The organism is Bacillus sp. FSL R5-0709, assembly GCF_038004785.1.
GTDB lineage: Bacteria > Bacillota > Bacilli > Bacillales > Bacillaceae_G > Bacillus_A > Bacillus_A mycoides.
In genome coordinates this window covers 1,599,110-1,615,515 of record NZ_JBBORT010000001.1, presented here as the reverse complement: position 1 = coordinate 1,615,515, position 16,406 = coordinate 1,599,110, and the positions used below count along the sequence as shown (strand labels likewise).

The 16,406-nt window shown below is 38.0% G+C and carries 17 protein-coding genes and 1 pseudogene; 2 read left to right on the top strand and 16 right to left on the bottom strand.

The genetic code is table 11. From position 1 onward, the window contains the following. Positions 1-14: 14 nt before the first annotated feature. Both MKX37_RS08340 and MKX37_RS08335 read right to left on the bottom strand, forming a co-directional pair. Positions 15-239: a flagellar motor switch protein FliN gene (locus MKX37_RS08340; protein WP_002011999.1), complete on the bottom strand. Its 225-nt coding sequence runs from the start codon at positions 237-239 to the stop codon at positions 15-17. A gap of 62 nt (positions 240-301) precedes the next feature. Then, positions 302-1,087 carry a lytic transglycosylase domain-containing protein gene (locus MKX37_RS08335; RefSeq protein ID WP_078421933.1) on the bottom strand — a complete coding sequence of 262 codons (786 nt, stop codon included), beginning with the start codon at positions 1,085-1,087 and terminating at the stop codon, positions 302-304. A gap of 256 nt (positions 1,088-1,343) precedes the next feature. Here MKX37_RS08335 and MKX37_RS08330 point away from each other — a divergent pair, with 256 nt between their 5' ends. Together MKX37_RS08330 and MKX37_RS08325 are read left to right on the top strand one after the other, a co-directional pair. Beyond that, on the top strand, positions 1,344-2,474 hold the full coding sequence (locus MKX37_RS08330; RefSeq protein ID WP_078421934.1) for a flagellin N-terminal helical domain-containing protein: 1,131 nt from the start codon (positions 1,344-1,346) through the stop codon (positions 2,472-2,474). 256 nt (positions 2,475-2,730) lie between these two features. Next, on the top strand, positions 2,731-3,531 hold the full coding sequence (locus tag MKX37_RS08325; RefSeq protein ID WP_078421935.1) for a flagellin N-terminal helical domain-containing protein: 801 nt from the start codon (positions 2,731-2,733) through the stop codon (positions 3,529-3,531). 88 nt (positions 3,532-3,619) lie between these two features. Here MKX37_RS08325 and MKX37_RS08320 read toward each other — a convergent pair whose 3' ends face one another. The 14 genes and pseudogenes from MKX37_RS08320 to MKX37_RS08255 all read right to left on the bottom strand — a co-directional run bounded on the left by MKX37_RS08320 (position 3,620) and on the right by MKX37_RS08255 (position 16,288). Beyond that, positions 3,620-4,672, bottom strand: coding sequence for a P-loop NTPase (locus tag MKX37_RS08320; protein WP_078421962.1), 1,053 nt, complete (start codon positions 4,670-4,672; stop codon positions 3,620-3,622). Positions 4,673-4,692: 20 nt separating this feature from the next. After that, positions 4,693-5,181 carry a cyclic pyranopterin monophosphate synthase MoaC gene (gene moaC / locus MKX37_RS08315; RefSeq protein WP_078421936.1) on the bottom strand — a complete coding sequence of 163 codons (489 nt, stop codon included), beginning with the start codon at positions 5,179-5,181 and terminating at the stop codon, positions 4,693-4,695. Between the two features lie 48 nt (positions 5,182-5,229). Continuing rightward, positions 5,230-5,466, bottom strand: a complete 237-nt coding sequence (moaD, locus tag MKX37_RS08310; protein WP_078421937.1) for a molybdopterin converting factor subunit 1 — start codon at positions 5,464-5,466, stop codon at positions 5,230-5,232. 4 nt (positions 5,467-5,470) lie between these two features. Beyond that, complete coding sequence (gene moaE, locus MKX37_RS08305; protein WP_002168724.1) at positions 5,471-5,935, bottom strand: molybdopterin synthase catalytic subunit MoaE; 465 nt, start codon at positions 5,933-5,935, stop codon at positions 5,471-5,473. Beyond that, on the bottom strand, positions 5,916-7,229 hold the full coding sequence (locus tag MKX37_RS08300) for a molybdopterin molybdotransferase MoeA (protein WP_139367915.1): 1,314 nt from the start codon (positions 7,227-7,229) through the stop codon (positions 5,916-5,918). The genes moaE and MKX37_RS08300 overlap by 20 nt, the downstream gene beginning before the upstream one ends. 19 nt (positions 7,230-7,248) lie before the next feature. Next, positions 7,249-8,265, bottom strand: a complete 1,017-nt coding sequence (locus MKX37_RS08295) for a molybdopterin-synthase adenylyltransferase MoeB (RefSeq protein WP_078421939.1) — start codon at positions 8,263-8,265, stop codon at positions 7,249-7,251. A gap of 42 nt (positions 8,266-8,307) precedes the next feature. After that, on the bottom strand, positions 8,308-9,102 hold the full coding sequence (locus MKX37_RS08290) for a formate/nitrite transporter family protein (protein ID WP_002126614.1): 795 nt from the start codon (positions 9,100-9,102) through the stop codon (positions 8,308-8,310). A 207-nt stretch (positions 9,103-9,309) separates the two neighbouring features. After that, complete coding sequence (gene moaA / locus MKX37_RS08285) at positions 9,310-10,326, bottom strand: GTP 3',8-cyclase MoaA (RefSeq protein ID WP_078421942.1); 1,017 nt, start codon at positions 10,324-10,326, stop codon at positions 9,310-9,312. 20 nt (positions 10,327-10,346) lie between these two features. Continuing rightward, a complete protein-coding gene (fdhD, locus tag MKX37_RS08280) occupies positions 10,347-11,144 on the bottom strand; it encodes a formate dehydrogenase accessory sulfurtransferase FdhD (protein ID WP_078421943.1) in 798 nt (265 codons plus the stop codon). Positions 11,145-11,160: 16 nt separating this feature from the next. After that, positions 11,161-11,505 carry a DUF2294 domain-containing protein gene (locus MKX37_RS08275; RefSeq protein ID WP_002012015.1) on the bottom strand — a complete coding sequence of 115 codons (345 nt, stop codon included), beginning with the start codon at positions 11,503-11,505 and terminating at the stop codon, positions 11,161-11,163. A gap of 150 nt (positions 11,506-11,655) precedes the next feature. After that, positions 11,656-12,138 carry a DUF1641 domain-containing protein gene (locus MKX37_RS08270; RefSeq protein ID WP_078421944.1) on the bottom strand — a complete coding sequence of 161 codons (483 nt, stop codon included), beginning with the start codon at positions 12,136-12,138 and terminating at the stop codon, positions 11,656-11,658. Between the two features lie 159 nt (positions 12,139-12,297). After that, positions 12,298-15,246 carry a formate dehydrogenase subunit alpha gene (gene fdhF / locus MKX37_RS08265; RefSeq protein WP_078421946.1) on the bottom strand — a complete coding sequence of 983 codons (2,949 nt, stop codon included), beginning with the start codon at positions 15,244-15,246 and terminating at the stop codon, positions 12,298-12,300. Continuing rightward, positions 15,215-15,407, bottom strand: a pseudogene (locus MKX37_RS08260) (hypothetical protein). The gene fdhF and the pseudogene MKX37_RS08260 overlap by 32 nt, the downstream one beginning before the upstream one ends. 104 nt (positions 15,408-15,511) lie before the next feature. Then, a complete protein-coding gene (locus MKX37_RS08255) occupies positions 15,512-16,288 on the bottom strand; it encodes a TerC family protein (RefSeq protein ID WP_002086470.1) in 777 nt (258 codons plus the stop codon). Between the last annotated feature and the right edge of the window lie 118 nt (positions 16,289-16,406).

Here is a 16,406-nt window from a genome sequence, read left to right as displayed (position 1 = left end):
GACAATCCCCTTCCCTACCTTTTCAATTCAACGATTTCAACGTACATTTTCCCATTCTTCGTCAAAATCTTTCCGGTTCCAATCTCTTCATTCTCAAGCATAAGACGCACCGTATTTTTCGCTGAATTTTCAAGACGATACAAAGTACCTTTCGTAATATGAAGCAGATCTTCAATTTTCTTTTTCGTATTTCCGATTTCAAAATAAATTGTTAACGGAATATCATCTTGTAATTTCAAATCTAGCCAACTCCCATATCATGTTCACGAAAATTTCATGTTCTCTCTATATATGAAATTTCTTATTTTGAAACGTCGATATTTAATATTTTTTTAATATATCCTTGCGTTTCTTTAAATGGTGGTACGCCTCCGTACTTTCTCACATTACCAGGACCAGCATTATAAGAAGCAAGTGCCAATACGAGATCACCGTTATTTTTTTTTAAATAACCGCTTAACTCTTTCACACCGCCCTCAATACTTTCAGCTGGTGAAAATGGATTTTTTACACCCATCTCTTTCACATTCGCTGGCATAAGCTGCATCAGCCCCATCGCCCCTGCATGTGACACCGTTTTCGGATTAAAATTAGACTCTACTTCAATCATTTTTTGAATTAACGTTTTCGGAATTCCATATGTATTACTTACGCGATCAATAATATCCTCATACTTACCTTCATTTGAAGAACGTATTTTCTGAATATTATATTTATTCGTTAATCCCCACGTATCAGCAGCCTCATTTTTCGTTTCTGAGAAACGTCGCTCAAACTCTTTTTGTGCAACTTGCACTTCATCTACTTGCTTCGTTTCAGCTTTCTCCTCAGGCTTACTCGCTTCCTCTACTTTATTAATAGATTCTTCTGGTTTATTAACAACCGTTTCTATTTTCGTAGATTGTACCGGCTGACTCATATCTTCTACTTTTGCCGTTTGCGGAGTAACCTTCGTCTCCTTCGCAGGTTCACTCTGCAATTGATCTTGAAAACGGCTACTAACGAACGCCTGCGGACTACTTAACTTTTGTTGCAATTGTCCTTTTTTATATGCAAGAACTTCTTTTACTATATTTCCAACTACCATAATATCACCTTTTCGGTAAACAAAGATAATCTAATATTAGAGTTTTTTTAAAAAGTTTGCAATAATCCTTTTAATATTATTTTAATAAAAAAATGAATATATTGTTAAACTGTTATTTTTTTATATTTATTAATTCGAATTTTTAGTTGACACCCGTTATAGCAAGGCTTACAATAAATCTCGAAATCGATTTTTTCGCATATTACCGTTTTTCGATTTGCAGAAAAGTCAATATAAAAAAATGGGGGTTCTTAACATGAGAATTAATACAAACATTAATAGCATGCGTACGCAAGAGTACATGCGCCAAAACCAAGCAAAAATGAGCAACGCTATGGACCGTTTATCAAGCGGTAAACGTATCAACAACGCTTCTGACGATGCAGCAGGTCTTGCAATCGCAACTCGTATGCGTGCACGTGAAAATGGTTTAGGTGTTGCAGCTAACAACACACAAGACGGTATGTCATTAATCCGTACAGCTGACTCAGCTTTAAACTCTGTATCTAACATCTTACTTCGTATGCGTGACATCGCTAACCAATCTGCGAACGGTACGAACACTGGTGACAACCAAAAAGCATTAGATAAAGAATTTTCTGCATTAAAAGAACAAATCGATTACATTTCTAAAAACACAGAGTTTAACGATAAGAAATTATTAAATGGCGATAACAAATCTATTGCTATTCAAACTCTAGATAACGCTGATACAAGCAAACAAATTAATATTGATTTAGCCAATACTTCTACAAGTTCATTAAAAATTGATAAATTATCAATTGAAGGTAAGGGCAATCAAACAATCGCAATTACAGCAGCAGACATTGCGAAAGATACAAACATTGCTGCTTTAACTAGTGCTCAAGGTAAATTAGCTGCGTTAACTGGTACACCAGCTCCAGCGGCCCTTACAACAGCAGTTGACGAGTTTAAAGCAGCATTCGAAAAGGTTGATAAAAACTTAATGAGTGACACTCAAATTACAGGTATTGAAAATGCAATAAAAGCGTACGATGGCGCTACTACTAAAACCCTGGCACTTGCTCAAGCAGTCGGAACTGCTTATACTGCACCTACACCAGGTGATATTACAAAAGAGTTGCCAAATGCTTCTAGTTCAATCAAATCTATCGATGCTGCACTAGAAACAATCGCATCTAACCGCGCAACTCTAGGTGCTACATTAAACCGACTTGACTTTAATGTAAACAACCTGAAAAGCCAAGCATCTAGCATGGCTTCAGCTGCTTCTCAAATCGAAGACGCTGACATGGCGAAAGAAATGTCTGAAATGACTAAGTTCAAAATCTTGAACGAAGCTGGTATCAGCATGCTTTCTCAAGCAAACCAAACTCCACAAATGGTTTCTAAATTATTACAATAAGCCATTTGAGTTAGTTTCATGAATGAACCACTCTGCTTGCGGAGTGGTTCATTTTTTCTATATAAATGAATTATTTGTAAAACCTTTCTTTTTTTAGGTGGAAGAGAGCATCCGCTATACATAGAGACGGTCGGTGCCTATCTCGATCCCCTTCCATGTTAAAACACAAATAGGAAATGAGCATAAAATCTCTTTTTCTTTTCATAGCCGTTTATTGGCTTTAAGACCCTATATGAATCTATAAGGAGTGTCTATTATGCGTATTGGTACAAATGTTTTAAGTATGAATGCTAGGCAGTCGTTGTATGAGAATGAGAAACGTATGAATGTTGCGATGGGGCATTTGGCGACTGGTAAGAAGTTAAATGACGCTTCTGATAATCCGGCGAATATTGCGATTGTGACTCGTATGCATGCGAGAGCGAGCGGTATGCGTGTTGCGATTCGTAATAATGAGGATGCGATATCGATGCTTCGTACAGCGGAAGCTGCCCTTCAAACTGTTACGACTATTTTGCAGCGTATGCGTGATTTAGCTGTCCAATCTGCGAACGGTACAAATTCAAATAAAAACCGTGATGTACTGAATAAAGAGTTTCAATCCTTAACAGAACAAATTGGTTATATTGGTGAGACAACTGAGTTTAACGATTTATCTGTATTTGACGGTCAAAGCCTTCCTGTTACGTTAGATGATATCGGTCATACAGTACATATGACGAAACATATTCCCCCTTCCCCTACACAACATGACATCAAGATTTCAACAGAACAAGAAGCAAGAGCGGCGATTCGTAAAATTGAAGAGGCTTTACAAAATGTATCACTTCATCGTGCTGATCTTGGCACGATGATGAATCGTTTGCAGTTTAATATCGAAAATTTAAATAGCCAAAGTATGGCTTTAACAGATGCTGCTTCTCGAATTGAAGATGCGGATATGGCGCAAGAAATGAGTGATTTTTTAAAGTTTAAATTGTTAACTGAAGTTGCACTTACTATGGTTTCACAAGCAAATCAAATTCCGCAAATGGTTTCGAAGTTACTACAATCTTAAATATATAACCTTTAAAACTATTAAAATAACTCCATAAAAAATAAAAAGTGGGATACATACATGCTATGTATCCCACTTTTATATCAATCTATCCGTTATAAATTAGATCCTCCGCTAAAGAAGTAAACATCTCCCCAACAAGTGAATCTTCATCATATACACATGATCCATTATTCTCTTCACGCTTCGCAAACGGTATTTGGGCGATTACTTCTGTTTGCAGTTGTTCTGCTAACATTTCGCCGCCACCTTTTCCGAAGAGGTAGTTTCTTGACCCATCTTTTTCTTCGTAATATGCCATGTTTTCAACGATACCTAAAATATCGTGTTTCGTATTTTTTGCCATCACTCCTACTCTAGATGCGACAAATGATGCTACGTTATGAGGCGTTGTAACGATAATTTCCTTCGCTTGTGGAATCATGGCAGCGACATCTATCGCAACGTCTCCTGTTCCTGGTGGTAAATCTAGAAGAAGATAGTCTAGTTTTCCCCAGTGTGTGTTCGCAAGGAAGTTTTGAATCCATTTGTTTAACATTGGTCCTCGCCACATTACTGGGTTATTCCCTTCTGTGAAGAATCCCATCGACATAATTTTAACACCGTGACTAACGACTGGAAGTGCGGTTTGATCGATCATCGTTGGCTTTTCATTCGTTTCCATCATTGCCGGGATACTGAACCCGTATATATCTGCATCTAAAATCCCAACCTTTTTACCCATACGCGCTAAAGCAGTAGCAAGGTTAATCGTCACAGTTGATTTACCAACTCCTCCTTTTCCGCTCGTTACAGTAATAAAACGTACTCCTGAATCAGGTCGAAGCATACTAGGCATTCCAGTTTCTGTTCTAGCTTCTTTCTTTAAAGACGCTGTTAATGCCGCTCGTTCTTCCGGTGTCATTGAACCAAATGTTAAAGACACTTTCGATGCACCAATATTTCGAAGAGAGTCTTCAATATCTTGTTGAATTTTCGCCTTTAGCGGACAACCTTGTATCGTTAAAACTACTTCTAGCCCAACCTCTGTACCATCTATCTTTATATTTCTGACCATATTTAATTCCACAATACTCTTGTGCAACTCCGGATCTTCTACATGGCTTAAAGCATTCATAATTTGTTCGTGAGTAATCATCATACACATTCCTTCCATTATAGTCATTTCACCTGATGGACAAAGTCTCCGCTTTTCCCACCCGTTTTTTGCACTAAATACGTTTCTTTCATAACCATCGTTTTATCAACAGCTTTACACATATCGTAAAAAGTAAGAGCGGCGATTGATACGGCAGTTAATGCTTCCATTTCTACCCCTGTTTTACCACTGCATGTTACTGTCGCTCGTATGGTCAACTCATAGCCATCGGTTTTCTTTTCATAATGAAACGTAAAATCAGTTCCTTGGATTAATATCGGGTGACACATAGGGATTATATCCGCTGTTTTTTTAGCACCGATTATGCCAGCCACTTGTGCGACTTGAAGCGGGTCACCTTTTTTCAATCCCCCACTTTGGATTGCTTCAAATAGTTCATTTGATAAAGAAATTGTACTTTGTGCAATAGCTGTGCGTGTTGAAATATCTTTTTGAGAAATATCAACCATTTCAGCTCTTCCCTCTTCGTTCCAATGCGAAAACTCACTCATAATGATCCTCCTTAACATATGAAAAAATTAATATTCTAATAGAAAGAATTAACCTCCACTTACAGGTGGGATAAACGCGACAGTATCTCCAGCTCTTACAATATCTTCTTCCGTTACAAATTCTTCATTAATTGCTGCCATAACTTTATCTAGCGTCTGTAATTGATAGTTATCTTTCAGCCATTTTTTCAATTGATGAACAGTCATCTCTCGTTTTTCTATTATTGCTAATCTCTCTGAGCCGACTTCTTCTCGTAAATTTGCGAACAATAAAATTGTAATCATTCTCTCATTCTTCTTTCTTTGGTTTTCCTTCTGGATAGGGAGTATTTTCAAGTTGATCACCAATCCACTCCGTTCCATCTTCCCAAAATTCTTTTTTCCAAATTGGGACGATTCTCTTTATACGTTCAATTGCGTATTCATTCGCTTCGTACGCTACTTTACGATGCGGTGACGATACTGCAATGACAACTGCGATATCCATTATTTCTAATCGTCCTACTCGGTGCGTAATTGCTATTTTTGCATCCGGCCACTTTCTCTTAATTTCTTCTCCAATTTCAGTAAGCTTTTTTACTGCCATCGGTTTATATGCTTCATACTCAAGATGTAGCGTTCGTTTTCCTTTCGTTAATTCTCTAACTGTTCCTATAAAAGTTGTAATTGCTCCCGCTTCGCGTCTTGCTACTTTATTCGTTACTTCTTCAACTACAATCGGAATATCTACAATTTCAAATCGTGCTTGACCCATCAAAACCTCTCCCCACTTTACGAAATGTCCAAGGCCATTCACTACCTTCGTTATCTTCTAATAAAAGAACGTCTACAAACATCCCTTTCTCATATCCTCTCGTTCCACCTAGTAATACGATAAAAATGTTTGATTCTGCTAATGAAGAAACGGAACTAGATTTATCAAATCCTGATGGATAAGCGATTAGTTGTCCTTCGTTATACTTCAACTTCGCTCGTACAAATCTTGTAAATGGATTCGGTTTTAGAAAATCTTCTCCGAGCATTGCTTTTTCTCGTTTCACATGTGGTTTTTCGCTAAACATATACGTACGAATGCTAGGTTTTACGAATAATTCAAAGCCTACGTAACAAGCAGATGGATTACCTGATAATCCAAATAATAATTTTCCGTTTAATTGCGCTACAGTCGTGACGCTACCCGGCCGCATGGCTACTTTATTAAAAAGAACTGATGCGCCTAATTTTTCGTATATAGCTGGCAAATAGTCATAGTCGCCTACCGAAACACCACCAGTTGTAATTAACATATCCACTTCGCTTAACGCTTTTTTCACTGCCTCGTAGCACGTATTCAAATCGTCGCTAAACTTCCCGAAGTATTTTACTCTTCCACCTGCTCTTCGAATTTGAGACGATATCATATACGTATTACTATTTCGGATTTTCCCAGGTTGTAGTTCTTCATTTACATCGAGAAGTTCACTCCCAGTCGCTAATAGTCCAATTATGGGCTTTTTCGCTACTGGCACTTCGCTATAACCGAATGTAGCAAGAAGAGCAGAAATACCTGGATTAATGTAACAACCTCTTTTTGCGAGAACGGTTCCTTTACGTGCATCTTCACCTTGAAAGGATATATTGTCCCCTTCTTTAAATGAGCGCCTCACTTCCATATAGCTTTTTCCGATATTTTCATATTGACGATGACGAGTGAGTTCTAGCATGACGACCGCGTTACATCCTTTCGGAATTTGTGCGCCTGTCATAATTCGAACTGCTTGAAACGCTTCTACTTCTTTATGGAATACAGAACCTGCTCCAATTTCACCGATGACTTCAAATACAATTGGATTCTCACGACTTGCCCGCGACGTATCTTCTGCCCTAATAGCAAATCCATCATATGGCGAGCGATCGAAGGAAGGAACATCGTGATCAGCTACTAAATCGTCTGCTAACGTCCGTCCGTATGCTAATTCCAGTGGTACTAGTTCTTTTACACCATAATTAGCAAATTCCATCACTTTACGAACAGCCTCTTCAACTGTAATTGGCACTCTTCTTTCCATCATTACCAATCCCTTTCTATTACCCTAATAACCGATAGTAAAGTTGTTTTGCTTTTTGAATTTCATTCGTTCCGTGAATAAATACACGCCCATCTTGAAAAATGACGATGCGATACTCTTCTAATTGGCAAGAGAGCAAATATGGATTCCGATCAACTTTCCCGTGGTTTTTCAATACTTTTTCTAACTCGTCAAAGTCGTAATGACTATTATGCACCGGTCTAATTTGAACTGTATTTCTTCCGCATAACACAGCTGTCTTCGTTTGATTTTCGTATGATAAATAAGGATAAGTTCTATTTGTTCCGCACGAAGGACAGTCTTCTGTTTTGATTTTTCCTAGTTTGAGAGAATGATGTTGATTACTCCATATATCAAACATTAAAAAAGTTTTCCGAACTGCTTCATAGTCTTCTACTAAAATTTTGAATGCTTCTGCCACTTGGTACGCTGCGACGATTTGAACAGCTGGACTAATAATTCCAACTGTGTCACATGTCGCCCCTGTAACAGGAACACTTTTCAACACGCAATGTAAGCACGGTGTTTTCTTCGGAATAATTGTATAGCTCATGCCATAACTTCCGACACAAGAACCGTAAATCCAAGGGATATTGTATTTTTGTGATGTATCATTAATCACGAACCGAATATCGAAATTATCTGTTGCATCAATAATGACATCGACACCACCTAGTAAAGCTTCCATATTATCTACTCTTGCATCCATTACAAGAGCTTGAATTTGCACGTCTGAATTAATTTGTTTGAGACGATTCTGCGCTGCAATTGCTTTTGGCAATTTTTCTATCGCATCTTGTTCAGCGTAAAGTTGTTGCCGCTGTAAATTGCTCCATTCTACGTAATCGCGATCAATAATCGTTAATTTCCCGATACCTGCACGTACAAACGCCTCTGCACTTGCACTTCCTAACGCACCTGCCCCTATTATTAATACATGCTTATTTCTAATCTTCTCTTGCCCTTCTTTTCCAATAGGAGTGAACAACTGTTGTCGTGAATACCGCTCTATCATGAGGTAACCTTCCTTTCATGTAAAAATCAGCTTCATATACTGTTATTTTTTCAATACATCTTCTTCGATAGCACTTTGTTTCTGATAACAAGAAAAATAAGCGAATCCAACAAATCCCGCTCCGCCAATTACATTTCCGATAAAGACAGGCACAAAGTTTTTCGCAAGATCCATCCACGTAAGGTGACCCGCAAAAATCACGGCTGAAATGACAAACATATTTGCTACTACTTGTTGAAATCCAATTACGACAAATGCCATAATCGGAATCCAAATTCCAACAATCTTCCCAATTAAATCGTTCGTTCCGTATGCTAACCAAATCGCAAGGCAAACGAGCCAGTTACAGCCAATTGCTAAAATTAACGTTCTCCCAAAAGATTCATGTAACTTATCTTGAGCTATCGCTATCGTTTTATTTAAATACGCTCCCTCAGTTAACCCGCCAAGATGACCGAAACAATACGCTACGAAAAGTGCACCTACAAAGTTAGTTAAAGTAATCCAGGCCCAATTGTGTAACACATGTTTCAATGAAATTTTCCGTGCATAAAGTGCCATAGACATTGACATCATATTTCCCGTAATTAATTCTCCTCCTGTTAACACAACTAGCATCAGTCCGATAGGAAAAACCGCTCCTCCTATAAAATTGACTAAACTTCCCCATTGCTCCGGTACATTACCGAGAACACGAATATTAAGTAAAAATCCTATCGAAATGAATGCTCCTCCTAAAAAACCAAGGATAAGCATAGCTGATAGCGGTTGCCTTACCTTTTGAACACCGGATTCAATCACAAGCGCAGCAATTTGTTCCGGTTTATGAAATGCCATAACCAATTCCTCCATTTTTCTCATCTAAAAAAAGCAGCACCAAAAACCCTTACCATCGTAAGGATTTTTGAATGCTGCTTAATCTCTCTGCATATCTCTTACAGAAATATCAATCATCATTTTTACTATACTCATAGAAAGTGTACAAAACTTGCACATTTCCCACTATTTACGTTAACAAAGAGAATCCATATTCATAGTAGTTTCTCAGCCACCGATATGAGACATTTCAATTTTCGGCATTATTTTTTTATTCGTATCGCTTAACCGTTCATCTGAATAACGGTCTGAACGATTATTCCAAATGTCACGAATAACATTAGTAATCTCCTCATCCGTATATCCAGTACGAAGTAATTCTTTAAGATCGTTTCCTTTAGAAGCAAACAAACAAGTATACAATTTCCCTTCTGCGGAAATACGTGCTCTTGTACATGATGAACAGAACGAATCTGTTACAGATGAAATAATTCCTATTTCTTCATCACTACCGATATAGCGATAACGTGTCGCAACTTCACCAAGATAGTTCGCTTCAATACGTTCAAGCGGCATAACTTTATGAATCATCTCTACTATTTCTTGCTTAGAAACTACTTCGCCTAATTCCCAGCCGTTAAAATTTCCGACATCCATATATTCAATGAACCGAAGGATATGCTTATTCTCTTTAAAGTACTCTGCCATCTGAACGATGTCTTGTTCATTTTTCCCTTTTTGAACAACCATGTTCATTTTAATTTTCATTCCGGCTTCCGCCGCAGCCTGTATTCCTGCAAGAACCGTTTTTACTTTACTTCTATTCCCATTTAAATAAGAAAATCTCTCTTCATTTAACGAGTCTAAACTAACTGTCACACGAGATAAACCCGCCTTATATAAATCTGGAGCAAACTTTTTAAGTAATGATCCATTTGTCGTTAAACCAATATCCTCTACTCCATCAATTTCGTTTAACCGCTGTATGAGTTCAGGTAAGTCTTTTCGAAGTAAAGGCTCTCCTCCGGTAATACGTAACTTTCTTACACCTAAAGAAACGAAAATACGTGTAATCCTTTCAATTTCATCAAAAGATAAAATTTTATCATTAGACAAAAAAGAATAATCACGACCAAATATTTCTTCTGGCATACAATATCGACAGCGAAAATTACAGCGATCAGTAACAGAAATACGTAAATCCTTTAAAGGACGATCTAATTTGTCTAATGTAACAGATTTCATGATTATTGCCTCGTTTCTACTTATTTTATATTTATAATCCGCTCTGGATGCGTATATACATTTAAAGATTTATTACGAATGAAGCCTATTGTAGTAATCCCTAACTGCTCCGCTAGTTCTAATGCTAACTCAGTTGGAGCTGATTTTGACAATATTACTTCACAGCCAATTTTCGCAACTTTTAATAGAATTTCAGAAGAGATACGTCCACTAAAAACAATAATTTTATCACCAATCGAAATGTTATTTTTTAAACAATAGCCGTAAATTTTGTCTAAAGCGTTATGTCTTCCTATATCCATGCGGCTTAAAACAATTCCACTCACATTACATAAAGCTGCATTATGAACGCCGCCTGTATGTTGAAACGTAGACGCAGATTGCTGCATATCATTCATTAACCGAAAACAATCCTCGGCAGAGATCTTTACGCGAATATCATTCATTTCTTTCGCAGTCAGCGCATCGTTCGCAAAAACAAACCCTTGCCTACTCATTCCACAGCACGAAGTAATATAACGTTTGTTTTGTATGTCACGATAATAAGGATTGATTTTCGTCGTTTTTACATGTACATAGCCTTCTTTTTCTTGCATCCATATTTCATCAATATCTTCATACTTTCGGATAATGCCTTCAGAGGCTAAAAAGCCAATTACCATATCTTCAATATACTCTGGAGTACTAACCATTGTAACAAATTCCTGGCCGTTAATTTTAACCGTAACAGGAAACTCTGTTACAATGCTGTCCTCTATATGTTTAAATTCCCCTTTCTCATATTTAAAAATTTTCCGTTCCACCTGAATCGATTTCACGATGAGCATCCTTCTCTCACGTTATATTTTTATCAAAAACAAACACGGAAACTGCAATATCCTCATCTACTTTCATATCAGAAAACAGATGAACTAACTTCGCACCAACAAGTTCTTCTAAATGTTCATGAGGATTAGCCACATACACTTCTTGAATCATTTTCGTTCGAGCCATATGAACCATTTCCGCCCCATCCGTAGTTCCCGAAATAAATTTCTCAGTAGGTGTTAAATTCCCATAAAGTGTTGCAATCGCCATGTTCTCGGTAAATACAGTATGAATTCTTTCCGGCCCTTTCCCGAACAACTCTTTTCGAAGCTTTCGGATCATATCATTAAATTCATGTACCATTTTTGACATACTCTCATTCCTTCCTAGTTATTCCATCACAACTATTTTAACAAAATGATCATTTCGTCTAAACTATTTAATAATGAGACGAAATGGATCATCTTTTACAATTATCTCAAGTAAACAAATCACATATGAAATACTATTATTGTTGCTTATCTATTCTTCTTTTAACCCTTTACCCATGCCTTTTAAGAAATGAAGACCAAATCCGATAGCACGATTAATATCTGGATCCTTCAGTACTTTCATAAGGTCAAATATTCCTACTTTCTTATTACTTTGCAGATGCTGGTTTCCTTCATCCATACCTGTCAATACGCTACCTATAAGCTTTTTCGTAAGTTCCGGATCAAGTTCTGTTAAAGCTCCTGCAGCGCCCATCATATTATTAATTAAATTTGTAACTGGTTCACGGGTGACTTGACCTAGAACAATTTTTGCGATTGGTTCTTTCGCTTTCAGCATAGAATTTGCAGATTCTAGCATCCCAATGTCATTTAGTTCACCTACTATATTAAACATTTGATTTAAAGATTCTTCATTATTAGCTAGAAGTTCTTTTAAATCTTCGAGTTTTTGTTGTTTTCGTTCTTCCTCAGTTAGCTCCTGCTTTTGGATTGCTTGAATAGGTGCCGCCATATCCTTTTCTCCTCCCTATTTATCCCGCTATTTGCGGGCAGTAAGACCCCTACCTCAAAATTCAATGAAAGCCAAGAAGTTAGGTGGGGGTTGGGCTGCCCATAAAAGCCCGATTGGTGAAGGCTAATAATCAGTAGGGGATAAAGAACCCCCACCTGATTAAAGTTTCACTTTATCCGTTAAGTGTACGTATCCTGGACGAGCCCACTTGCGATTTACCTCAATGCCGTTTTGAGGATGACGCTTTTTATTACGCGGGTTCGTTTTTGGCATCGGATTTTCACCTTCTACTTGTAACACTTCCATACGCACTTTCGTTTGTTTATATGCAGGCGTATTCGTACGTTGATCGACCGCAGGACCTGTTAAGAAATTAATCGCCGTTTCATTGTCTGTCGAGTTCATCGGTAAATACAGCTCATTCGCTTTTACACGATCCGTTACGAGTGCACGTAATTTAAGTGCTCCGAATGGAGAAACAAGACGTACTAACGAACCAGTTTTCACTCCACGTTCCCTTGCTAACTCTGGAGAAACTTCAACGAAAACACCTGGTACTTTCGATTGAATACCAGTTGATTTATTTGTCATGTTCCCTTCATGGAAATGTTCAAGCATACGACCGTTATTAATGTGAAGATCGTATTCTGCTGGGAATGCAGCAGGACGTACCCAATCAGCTATCGCAAAACGAGCTTTTTTGTCCGGGAAGTTAAATCCATCTTTAAATAGCAGCGGCGTATTCGTTCCATCAAAACTTCCCCAGTGGAAACTGTTCCACCCTTCAAGCACTTCATAGTTTGCGTGTGCGAATAGTGGTGATAAGCTTGCCATTTCAGCAAAGATTTCACTTGGATGATTATAATTCCAGTTTGCGCCTAACTTATTAGCAATTGCCTGCACGATCCACCAGTCTGGTTTCGCATCTCCTAGCGTTGGAAGCACTTGATATAATCTTTGTACACGACGCTCAGTATTTGTAAAAGTACCTTCTTTCTCAAGAGATGGCGCTGCTGGTAATACTACATCAGCGTATTGAGCTGTTTTAGAAAGGAACACATCTTGAACGACAAAGAATTCAAGGCTTGATAACACTTCATGTACGTGATTTGCGTTAGAGTCTACAAGAGCCATATCTTCTCCAACAAGATACATAGCTTTCATTTTCCCTTCATCAATTGCGTGAAGCATTTCAATGTTATTAAGACCTGGTTTGTTATCAATTTTTACTCCGTAAGCTATTTCAAATTTCGCACGTTCTACATCGTCAGTAACGTGCTGATATCCTGGAAGCCAGCCTGGAAGTGTCCCCATATCACAAGCACCTTGTACGTTATTATGACCTCGAAGCGGGTATGCTCCAGCACCTGGACGACGATAGTTTCCTGTTGCAAGAAGTAAGTTTGAAATTGCAGCGGAAGTATCTGAACCACCAGTATTTTGCGTTACCCCCATTCCCCAAAGAATACACGTACCATCTGCATCACGAATCATTTCTGCCATTTTAACGAGCGTTTCTTTTGAAATACCTGCAATCTCTTCTGCATATTCAAGCGTATATTCCGCGAGACTATCTTTGAAATCATCAAAGAAGTTTACATTCTCATCGATGAACTGCTGATCGTGCCAACCTTGATCAATCATATATTTCGTAACAGCCATTAACCATACTTGGTCCGTTCCTTGCTTTGGACTAATAAAGATATCCGAACGCTCTGCCATTTCAGTTTTACGAAGATCTGCAACAATTAGTTTTTGACCGTGAAGTTTATGCGCACGTTTCACACGAGTTGCTAATACTGGGTGACCTTCTGTTGGATTACAACCGACGATAATAACAAGACCCGATTGTGCGATATCTTTAATCGTCCCTGCATCTCCGCCCATACCAATTGTACGGAACAATCCATCTGTCGCTGGTGATTGACAATAACGTGAGCAGTTATCAACGTTATTCGTTTCGAACACTTGACGCGCTAATTTTTGAATAACATAATTATCTTCATTCGTAATTTTAGAAGAAGAAATAAAGCCGATAGAGCCTTTACCGTACTCTTCTTTAATAGAGCCCAATTTATTCGCCACTACATGAAGCGCTTCTTCCCAAGTCGATTCAACGAACACTCCATTTTTACGAATTAAAGGTTTCGTAAGTCGTTTTTCAGAATTAACGAAATCCCAACCGAATTTTCCTTTTACACAAGTAGAAATTGCATTAACTGGTGCCTCAGAAGTTGGTTGCACCTTTAAAATTTTGCGCCCTTTCGTCCATACTTCAAATGAACAACCTACACCACAAAACGTACATACTGTTTTCGTCTTCTTCGTACGAGTGTCGCGCATCGCAGCTTCTACTTCTGACACAGCGAAAATACCGCTATATCCAGGTTCAACCTCTTTAATAAGATCGACCATAGGTTCAAGAATATCCGGCTTCAGCCCAGTCATAAATCCAGCTTCACCGAGCATCGATTTCTCCATTAATGCATTACAAGGACAAATCGTTACACATTGACCGCAGCTTACACATGAAGAATCGTTAATATCTACTCCTTCATCCCAAATAACACGTGGGCGCTCTGCCTCCCAATCAATAGATAACGTTTCATTAACTTGTAAGTTTTGACACACCTCTACACATTGACCGCACGCGATACATTGATTCGGATCATAGCGATAAAATGGATGAGACATATCAACTTCGCTTGCATCAACTTTTGGCTCATAAGGATATTTTTGATGCTCAATTTCCATTAGTTCTGCCGTATTATGCAGTTTACAATTCCCGTTATTGTTGTCACAAACCGTACAGTAAAGTAAATGATTTTCTAGTAAACGGTCCATCGCCTCATGTTGTGCTGCCTTTGCACTAGTAGAGGACAGCTCAATATTCATACCGCTCGTCACTACAGTAGAACAGGATCGCACAAGCTTTCCGTTAACTTCTACAATACAAGTATCACACGTTTGAATAGGATCCACTTCCGGCACATAACAAATTTGTGGATGTTCAATTCCGTTCTCATTAATAATGCCCAGTATAGTTGAACCAGGCTCAGCATTATACTCTTTGCCGTTAATTGTAATATGAACCATGCTGTCGTTCATGGTTACTCCCCCTTTTTGAGAATAAAAAAAACTCCACCACGAAAATATACGCACCACATTTTTGGCACGTTATCATCATGGTGGAGTAGTTTATTAGCACATCTTGCTAAAATACCAATCCATTTATTCATAAATAAAATGATAGATTCATAACAGGTCATATCACGATTCCATCTTTAACACTGTAATTATAGCGTTAAATCGAAAAATACACAATATAATTATCATTACAAAGGACAAAGCACATAATGCTCTGACCTTTGTATTACATTTTAGGATTATTCTGAGATGACTTACTTCCCGGTGCAAACCAACCAATTAGTGCGATGGCAACTAATACTCCGTAGAAGATTAAAGTCCAAGTTGTACTGTGTGGAAAATCATGATCTAAAATACCTATATCCTCATGGGCAAGTGTAATTACAGCAAGTTTGACGCCGACCCAGGCAACAATTGCATATGCTGTTGTTTCTAGTGCTGGACGTTTCTCCAGTAATTGTACAAACCAAGTTGCCGCAAATTTAATTAAAATAAGTCCAGCTATCCCTCCAAGAAGTACAACAATGAACTGTCCTCCATCCATACCTCCGAAATCGTCAAGCGGAGAATCTGGAAGCCCCAGAGCAAGAGCAACTGCGGCTAATATTGAATCAATCGCAAAGGCAAGGTCAGCTAATGCAATCTTTCCTACTGTGAACCAGTAGCTTTTTCCTGCTGCTTCCTTTTCATCTTCCTTGTGAATATTTTGATTATTTTTTCCGAATTGCGCCTGAATGACATGCTTTAATCCTAAGTAAAGAAGATAAGCTGCTCCTATCGCCTGTATTTGCCAAACATTTGCAATAAATGATATAGCAAAAAGGGCTGCGAATCGAAAAACAAAGGCCATAATAATTCCGTAATTTATAGCTCTTTTTTTCTCTTCTTCGGGTAAATGCTTGGCTATAACTGCTAGTACAAGGGCATTGTCAGCCGATAACAATCCTTCTAATCCGATTAAAATTAACAATGCCCAAGCATACTCTAGCCATATTGAATCCATCCGCTTCTCTCCTTTCTAAAACTAAAATCAGATAAGGTCTTTGCTCATTAGAATTTCCTATTAAGCCAAATTAAATGCTAAAACATTTTGACAGTTACTTTGCTGTCCTCTATTTGTT

Bases quoted from the DNA above. Each gene is read 5' to 3' on its own strand.
- MKX37_RS08335 (WP_078421933.1), bottom strand. From the start codon at position 1,087: ATGGTAGTTGGAAATATAGTAAAAGAAGTTCTTGCATATAAAAAAGGA.
- MKX37_RS08330 (WP_078421934.1), top strand. From the start codon at position 1,344: ATGAGAATTAATACAAACATTAATAGCATGCGTACGCAAGAGTACATG.
- MKX37_RS08325 (WP_078421935.1), top strand. From the start codon at position 2,731: ATGCGTATTGGTACAAATGTTTTAAGTATGAATGCTAGGCAGTCGTTG.
- MKX37_RS08320 (WP_078421962.1), bottom strand. From the start codon at position 4,672: ATGATGATTACTCACGAACAAATTATGAATGCTTTAAGCCATGTAGAA.
- moaC (WP_078421936.1), bottom strand. From the start codon at position 5,181: ATGAGTGAGTTTTCGCATTGGAACGAAGAGGGAAGAGCTGAAATGGTT.
- moaD (WP_078421937.1), bottom strand. From the start codon at position 5,466: ATGATTACAATTTTATTGTTCGCAAATTTACGAGAAGAAGTCGGCTCA.
- moaE (WP_002168724.1), bottom strand. From the start codon at position 5,935: ATGGGTCAAGCACGATTTGAAATTGTAGATATTCCGATTGTAGTTGAA.
- MKX37_RS08300 (WP_139367915.1), bottom strand. From the start codon at position 7,229: ATGGAAAGAAGAGTGCCAATTACAGTTGAAGAGGCTGTTCGTAAAGTG.
- MKX37_RS08295 (WP_078421939.1), bottom strand. From the start codon at position 8,265: ATGATAGAGCGGTATTCACGACAACAGTTGTTCACTCCTATTGGAAAA.
- MKX37_RS08290 (WP_002126614.1), bottom strand. From the start codon at position 9,102: ATGGCATTTCATAAACCGGAACAAATTGCTGCGCTTGTGATTGAATCC.
- moaA (WP_078421942.1), bottom strand. From the start codon at position 10,326: ATGAAATCTGTTACATTAGACAAATTAGATCGTCCTTTAAAGGATTTA.
- MKX37_RS08275 (WP_002012015.1), bottom strand. From the start codon at position 11,505: ATGTCAAAAATGGTACATGAATTTAATGATATGATCCGAAAGCTTCGA.
- MKX37_RS08270 (WP_078421944.1), bottom strand. From the start codon at position 12,138: ATGGCGGCACCTATTCAAGCAATCCAAAAGCAGGAGCTAACTGAGGAA.
- fdhF (WP_078421946.1), bottom strand. From the start codon at position 15,246: ATGAACGACAGCATGGTTCATATTACAATTAACGGCAAAGAGTATAAT.
- MKX37_RS08255 (WP_002086470.1), bottom strand. From the start codon at position 16,288: ATGGATTCAATATGGCTAGAGTATGCTTGGGCATTGTTAATTTTAATC.